The organism is Undibacterium sp. Di27W (assembly GCF_049340345.1).
Classification (GTDB): domain Bacteria; phylum Pseudomonadota; class Gammaproteobacteria; order Burkholderiales; family Burkholderiaceae_D; genus Undibacterium.
Map to the genome: position 1 here is coordinate 1 of NZ_JBMPOS010000043.1, position 6,642 is coordinate 6,642.

Genomic DNA, 6,642 nt, shown 5'->3' on the forward strand with positions numbered 1-6,642 from the left:
AGTGTATCTAAGCGTTGATTATGCTTCTATGCTGCATATTCCGACATCAGCACAAGTACAACGAGAATGTAAGATATAGATTACGCGAAAAAGAAGGACCAATATGGTCCCTTAAACCGACACCCTATAAACAAATACAGTTAAATTACTTGCTAAAGTAAGTATGCTGCTTTCGTTAAAGTTTAGAAAAATCTACATCCTTCGGTGCTTGATGGGCCGTCTTACCATGTTCTTTATCCGACGGCTTAATAGATGTGAAATTGGGGCCTTCCCGGTCTTGTTCATCTACAGGTATTTCGATCTTTTCCTCCTTCAGTCGCGGAACCTTAACTGAATGATCAAGATGAGGGCTCTTGGCATTTGTTTTAGAGGTAACTTTTTCGTTTTTCAAAAAGTCGTGTTCAGCCAATGCGGATTGTTCAGTTTGCTTTTTTTGCTCGGCCTTATCGGTTTCTACGTTTACATCCTGAGTTGTACACGATAGTTTTTCTGATGGATTCATAAAGTCTTCCCTCTACAATTTAATTGTAAGACAGATTTCTTGTGTTGCAATTAGTACTTGAGTTGTCAGATCTTATTCAAACATGATATTCAGCATAGAGCAAATATGTTTTATATCAGTAAGTCTGTGTCCCACGCCTATGTAGGTTGTTAGTCATAGACGATCCGTAATTATCAAGTTATGCATTTTCAGGGCCCTCTCGCGACTTTCTCCTAAGGGTTTACCTCCTCTTCGCCCACTACGATTGAAATTTTTTTCAATTAGGATGCACTTGGCTACGAAAATTAAGCACCTAGTGAAGTTTCTCATTGAGAGAGTCAAGCATGGCAAAAAAGTGCTCTATATCACCTTATCTGAAACGGCACTTGAATTACATGCTGTAGCGAAAGCGCATAGCTGGTCGCTTGAAGATGTAAATATTCAAGAAGTATTACCCTCGAAAAAAATCCTTGATCCCGATAAACAATATACGATCTTTCATCCTGATGGACATTGAGAACGGAGCGACGATTAAACACTTGCGAGAGGTTTGTTGAACATTTTACCGAATTAAGGTAGTGAGATTGGCAATGGAACGGAGGCTCAATGATAAGCAATCTTCTCATTGAGAAACGGGTCCTGATATATGCCCCAGTTGTTAGGGATGCCGTGCTGACCGCTAAAGTCTGGCCTTGGTGAAACTCATTGTCAGCGCACACCGTGGTACCGTCCAACTGTACAGTGGTGGTATTGACCTGGGAAGTACTTTTACTGTTTGCTTACCGGTGCTTTCCTTGGAAGAAATAGTGAAGCAAGTCATAGTGGATACTGATTGACACCTGGTACCCCAGCTCAGGGGATACTGATAGTAGACGACAACGAGGATGCGGCCAATGTGCTCAGTAGAGTCTTGAGCGCTTTTGGTCACGAGGTTGTGGTTGCTTACGATGGTGCTACTGCTCTTGATATTGCGTGTCGCGTCAAACCGCAAGTGAGCTTGCTGGATACAGGGTGCCTGATATGGACGGCATGACTTTAGCAAAACGCTTGCGTGAGCTTCCAGAAACCGCATCATCTCTGTTGGCGGCGGTCACCGGCTACGGGCAGGAAGAAGATAAACAAAAATCTCTTGCGGGGGTGTCCGGAATTTTGTGTAAACGGTTTTTCGTTTAGTTCAGCGACATCCGGTCATCGAACTGGATGGTAAAGCGATTGAGAGCGCCTTTCCAGTCCCGTATTGGCATTGTCCATTTCTTGCTGATGTTGTTGAGCGCCAGATAAAACAGCTTGCTGACTGCTTCATCAGTAGGGAATGAACTACGCGTTTTGATGACCTTGCGCAGACTCATGTTAATCGATTCAATGGCGTTCGTGGTGTAGATCACCTTACGGATCTCTGCCGGGTAGTCGAAGAAGGGAATGACCCTCTCCCAGTTACGTCGCCATGATTGTCCTATGGGCAGGTACCGCTGATCCCACTTAGCCTCGAATTGCGTGAGCATAAGACCGGCCTCGTCGGCAGTGGCTGCAGTGTAAATGGTGCGCAGATCGGCGGCTACCTCCCTTTGATCTTTCCATGGCACAAAGTGCAGGCTGTTGCGTACCATGTGAACAATGCAAAGCTGGACTGCCGCCTTGGGGTAGACTGCTTCGATCGCATCAGGGAAGCCTTTGAGACCGTCTACACAGGCAATGAAGATGTCCTGCACACCACGATTTTTCAGTTCAGTGACGACCTGCAGCCAGAACTTGGCTCCCTCGGTCTGGGCAATCCACAGACCCAGTACTTCCTTGTGACCATCCATGTTCACGCCAATGGCGAGAAATACGGCCTTGTTACGTACTGCACCCGCATCGCGCACTTTGACGTGAATGCAGTCAAGGTACAGGATGGGGTAGAGCGCGTCGAGTGGACGGGCTTGCCAGGCCTTCACATCCTCACTGACGCCATCGGTCACGCTGGAGATGAGCGCTGGTGACACTTCCGTACCATACATCTCTTCCAGGTGGCTCTGGATCTCACGTACACTCAGGCCACGGGCGTAGAGGGAGATAATCTTGTCGTCGAAGCCGCTCCAGCGGGTTTGGTGCTTGGCGATGATTTGCGGTTCGAACGTGCCTTGACGGTCGCGCGGTATGTCGATTGGCAGCGTGCCGAAATCACCCTTGAGTGTTTTGCCGCTGTGGCCGTTGCGGGTGTTGGCGCTGTCATTGCTGACGGCTCCACTCTTGTCGTGACCCAGATGGTCGGTCATTTCGACTTCCAGAGCTCGCTCGACAAGCATCTTGGTGAGCTGCTTGAGCAGGCCGTTCTCGCCGATCAGGTCTTCGGGCTTCTTGTAGTTGGCCAACAATCCATCGGCCAGCTTGAGCAATTCCGGGTCAGGCTTGGCCCGCTTGTTACGCTTTGCAACGGTCATCATTTCTCCTTGAGGGTAGCAGTGTCCTGCTAAATGACCGTTTACACAAAATTATTTACACCCTCTCTCTTGCTGCAGGCTTCGATGCACATTTGGTTAAACCAATACATATAGACGACCTGCAGCGATTGATGAACCGCAGGTAATCAAACTGTAGATCCGAATCCGCTGAAATTATTGCATAAACAATGAGCGAGTTGGACATTACCTAAACCTCACACTAGCAAAAACCTTTCAATCGGCGTTATTGAGCCAAACTTTATTTGGCCTCATCTGCGCCAAAATTATGTCTTATCTTCACCGGGCGTAGTCCCTTACGTACAACAAGCTTCAACGCCTACATACCGCCTACATGTGTGATCTGGTCGCCGGCTTAAGATGCACTTGCTCATCCCGCAAACATTCATTTTGAATATAGGGGAGCAAAAAAACAAGGAGATCTACATGGCATCGACTCAAAACAGTACATCAGGCAAGTCGTCGAATAACAGCGACTCTGGAAACCAAGGCGGCAAAGATAGCTCAAGCAAAAGCGGCGGCAATAGTGGGAATAATGGTGGTAGCGGTGGCGACAATAGCGGTGACAATAGCAACCGTGGCTTCGCATCTATGGACCCAGAACAGCAGCGTGAAATTGCAGCTGAGGGTGGTCGTGCTGCCCATGCTTCCGGTAACGCCCATGAATTCACCTCAGAAGAGGCTCGTAAAGCAGGAGCTATGAGCCACAAAAATGACGGTAAAAACGATGATGATGAAGATGAAGGTTCCGAAAAAAACGGTTCTGATAGCTCCTCATCAAAAAAACAGGGCAACGATTCCCAGGGTGCATCCCGCTCAGCATCTGGTGGAGGCGATTCCTCTGGTAAATCGGCATCTGGTAGTAAAGATTCTGGCTCTGATAGTGGTTCAGGTAGTAAATCATCGGGATCGAAATCATCTACTGAGTCTGGCACCAGTTCTCGTTCAAAGTAACGATTGGCTAGAGTAATAAGACCATTGAGAAGCCTTTCCTTAGTAATACTTATTCAATCAGATACTTGATTGAACGAAAATAGATAGTGCTTTGGATTAGTTTTAATGGCCTGTTCGCCTTGACGATCAGGCCGTTTTTAATATTACCGAGACAGTTTTTCTTCCAAAAGAGTGCGCAGTTAGAGTATGACAAACGGGACTAATTTTTGAGGTACTATTATTTGCATTACCAACTTTTATCCTTCTGTGTGCGCGTTTGCTAGCTGAATTGACCCTGTCAGTTTGATCCACCTTCCACTTCCTGGCAAAGGCTGCCATCCGGTCATACCATCCCTCAAATCCCAGTTCTTTCAGATCCAAGTGAAGCTGTTTTAAGCTGCGCCGTTGCTTACGATTTTTGCCCGCTTCGGGTTTAAGCCAGTTTGAAAGCTGCAATGCATATTTGTCGATCGCACTGATTGTTTGTCGTTCCGCATAGGCTGGCTCTGTGATTTCAGAGCGCAGATAGCGTCGCGCGGATAGCGCCGAACTGTGTTGCAAGAGATGCCCAGTCGTTTGGCGATCTCCCGTAATGGGATCTGGTCACGAATGTGCCAGCGTCGAATAATACCTAGTAATGCCACGTCAATCACTCCTGCTCCCTACTCATCAAGATAAGTAGGATTGTGTGTTAAACGTGGGTCAATTTTGGATGCAATTTATCCAGCAAAAGTGGAGGTCAATTTTCAGTGCAAATCAACACTTCCATTTAACACGGACCCAGAGACCTATGATTACGTATGGATTTCCGTAGAAATGAATGCATTTCAGAGTTCGGTCATGAATAACTGCCTAACTAATCAAGTTCTTTACTTGTGTCATCTTCCAGGGCAATTTTGATAAGGCACTTAGGAACTCAGTTTTTACAAGGCTATGGATTCCGTGTCGGTGCTTGCTGACATAAGGACGGGCGATTGGCGGATGCCATTCTTGCTTTCAAAGATTGACAATACAATTCTTGCGTATCTGCATAGAAAGCGCAATTTCATATAGACAGGAGATTGCATGTTTAAATCCGCTAGCGCCCTTGCAATGAAAAGTTCAGCAGTTCCAGCGGTAGACATCATCGACAATGGCGCGACGGAGCATGCGAAACGAGCTATTTCAGGTGTACGTAAAGTAAGCGCTAGTACCCCAGATCAAAACAATTTTTATACCAGAGTGAGAAATGGCTATAGCCTGAACGAACTTCGCGTAGGAACAATCACGATTAGGGTATTTGATATCGACAGTGAACTCACTTGTACATTGGCACGCAAGAGTGTGGCAAGGAAAGATGTGCAGTCAAATTATTGCCGAGTCGGATGAAAAGCGATCAGTGAATGGCTTGCTACGCCAGAAAGTATCCCGGAATTTCCAACTATGCTGCAAGCGACAGGATGGATAAACAAAGGTGAACAACCTGAGAAAAGTCGTTTCTGGGCACTAATGCAAAGCCCACGGGTAGAGATGTTTGGTGCATGAACCGATTATAAAAAGCAAATACTAGGGGAATGGATAGCATTAGGCGCCGAAAGGCAGACAAGCGTGAACAGTATTGAACCAGCCTCGCAAAGTTTGAGGGTAAAGAAATGGGTACAACTTTCTTCTCTTCTATATTCCGAAGAAAATATGGCAAGTTCGAATGAAATTTGCAGTGACTTTCCTAGATCGCAAAGCCAATGTGCAGATATCAATGTGCCAGGCAGTTGAGCGAATTAGAAAGACGTATTGCGCAAACTGCAGATATAAGCAAAAAATGAAGACGCTAATCTCCCACATGCGCCATCCAACTACCATACTTCTTCCGAGCTTTTGAAAGTGCGAATCTTCCATCAATTGCACAATTCGCTGTAACAGACAAACGGCCTGACGAAACATGTTATTGGGAATTTATGACTAAAAATCGAAGGGTCGCTATCGTAGTACATGGCGGCGCTGGCAGTAAACAGGACTATCGCGATGGATGTCAAGCTGCAGCAGATGCTGGCATGGCACGTCTTGAAGCGGGGGCATTTGCAGTGGAGGCTGCTAAAGCGGCGATTGTCATTATGGAAGATGACCCACGTTTTAATGCGGGAACGGGGTCTGTTCTAGGGCTCGACGGTAAGACAGTTGAAATGGACGCTGCAGTGATGGATAGCAATGGTTATCTTGGCGCAGTGGCGTGTCTGAAGCGAGTGCAAAATCCCATATTAGTGGCCGATGCCGTAGCGAGGTCTCCACACTGGTTGCTTACCGGGGAGGGGGCTGAACGCTTTGCTCGTAAATTTGGTTTTCCTCCTTATCGCACCATTCCTCAACACGTCCGCCAGCAGCATGCAAAGTTGTTGGCTGTGCTGGCTACATCGAAAGACGCTACTCCCGGCGTCAAAAATCGAGCTTATGCGGCGGCATGGAATTATCCACCTTCGGTATCGTGCGTAGAAGATCATAGCTGCGATACTGTAGGCGCGGTAGTCCTTGATAGAGACGGAAGTTTTGCGGTAGCCACTTCAACCGGGGGTAGTGCGCCAGCTTTGCTTGGACGAGTAGGCGATACGCCCATTATAGGTAGTGGCTTCTACGCAGGGGCACTTGGCGCAGTGGCTATTACGGGGAAAGGTGAACAGCTTGTGCGACATATTCTTGCATTTTCAGTATATCAATGGCTGGCGGAGGGACAAAGTATGGATTCAGCACTACAACGTGGCATCGATTTATTTGAGTCTACAATCCCAGTCGGAATTATTGCTGTGACCGCAAAGGCTA

General features: G+C 47.1%; 9 protein-coding genes. 6 read left to right on the forward strand and 3 right to left on the reverse strand.

Translation table 11 applies throughout. The annotated features are described in order from the left end of the window. Positions 1–175: 175 nt before the first annotated feature. Positions 176–502: a hypothetical protein gene (locus tag ACO0LF_RS30895; protein WP_423021175.1), complete on the reverse strand. Its 327-nt coding sequence runs from the start codon at positions 500–502 to the stop codon at positions 176–178. Between the two features lie 271 nt (positions 503–773). Between ACO0LF_RS30895 and ACO0LF_RS30900 the strand changes: the two genes are divergently transcribed. The 3 genes from ACO0LF_RS30900 to ACO0LF_RS30910 all read left to right on the forward strand — a co-directional run bounded on the left by ACO0LF_RS30900 (position 774) and on the right by ACO0LF_RS30910 (position 1,654). Next, a complete protein-coding gene (locus ACO0LF_RS30900) occupies positions 774–998 on the forward strand; it encodes a hypothetical protein (RefSeq protein WP_423021177.1) in 225 nt (74 codons plus the stop codon). A 315-nt stretch (positions 999–1,313) separates the two neighbouring features. Further along, complete coding sequence (locus ACO0LF_RS30905; RefSeq protein WP_423021179.1) at positions 1,314–1,514, forward strand: hypothetical protein; 201 nt, start codon at positions 1,314–1,316, stop codon at positions 1,512–1,514. Next, positions 1,502–1,654 (forward strand): hypothetical protein, encoded by a 153-nt coding sequence (locus ACO0LF_RS30910; protein WP_423021181.1) that lies wholly within the window; start codon positions 1,502–1,504, stop codon positions 1,652–1,654. Before ACO0LF_RS30905 ends, ACO0LF_RS30910 begins: the two co-directional genes overlap by 13 nt. Here ACO0LF_RS30910 and ACO0LF_RS30915 read toward each other — a convergent pair. Beyond that, positions 1,651–2,901 (reverse strand): IS256 family transposase, encoded by a 1,251-nt coding sequence (locus tag ACO0LF_RS30915; RefSeq protein ID WP_423007293.1) that lies wholly within the window; start codon positions 2,899–2,901, stop codon positions 1,651–1,653. The genes ACO0LF_RS30910 and ACO0LF_RS30915 overlap by 4 nt on opposite strands. Before the next feature lie 444 nt (positions 2,902–3,345). On the opposite strand from ACO0LF_RS30915, the gene ACO0LF_RS30920 reads away from it, so the two are divergent. Then, entirely contained in the window at positions 3,346–3,873 is a 528-nt protein-coding gene (locus tag ACO0LF_RS30920; RefSeq protein ID WP_423021183.1) for a KGG domain-containing protein, read from the forward strand. A 126-nt stretch (positions 3,874–3,999) separates the two neighbouring features. Here ACO0LF_RS30920 and ACO0LF_RS30925 read toward each other — a convergent pair whose 3' ends face one another. Beyond that, positions 4,000–4,413 carry a hypothetical protein gene (locus ACO0LF_RS30925; protein ID WP_423021185.1) on the reverse strand — a complete coding sequence of 138 codons (414 nt, stop codon included), beginning with the start codon at positions 4,411–4,413 and terminating at the stop codon, positions 4,000–4,002. 504 nt (positions 4,414–4,917) lie between these two features. On the opposite strand from ACO0LF_RS30925, the gene ACO0LF_RS30930 reads away from it, so the two are divergent. Then, positions 4,918–5,220: a hypothetical protein gene (locus ACO0LF_RS30930; RefSeq protein WP_423021187.1), complete on the forward strand. Its 303-nt coding sequence runs from the start codon at positions 4,918–4,920 to the stop codon at positions 5,218–5,220. Positions 5,221–5,786: 566 nt separating this feature from the next. Beyond that, positions 5,787–6,642: isoaspartyl peptidase/L-asparaginase (locus ACO0LF_RS30935; RefSeq protein WP_423021189.1), on the forward strand; the 856-nt coding region annotated here is incomplete at its 3' end.

Coding starts and splice junctions, on each gene's coding strand:
- ACO0LF_RS30910 (WP_423021181.1), top strand. CDS start 1,502: ATGGACGGCATGACTTTAGCAAAACGCTTGCGTGAGCTTCCAGAAACC.
- ACO0LF_RS30895 (WP_423021175.1), bottom strand. CDS start 502: ATGAATCCATCAGAAAAACTATCGTGTACAACTCAGGATGTAAACGTA.
- ACO0LF_RS30920 (WP_423021183.1), top strand. CDS start 3,346: ATGGCATCGACTCAAAACAGTACATCAGGCAAGTCGTCGAATAACAGC.
- ACO0LF_RS30915 (WP_423007293.1), bottom strand. CDS start 2,901: ATGACCGTTGCAAAGCGTAACAAGCGGGCCAAGCCTGACCCGGAATTG.
- ACO0LF_RS30930 (WP_423021187.1), top strand. CDS start 4,918: ATGTTTAAATCCGCTAGCGCCCTTGCAATGAAAAGTTCAGCAGTTCCA.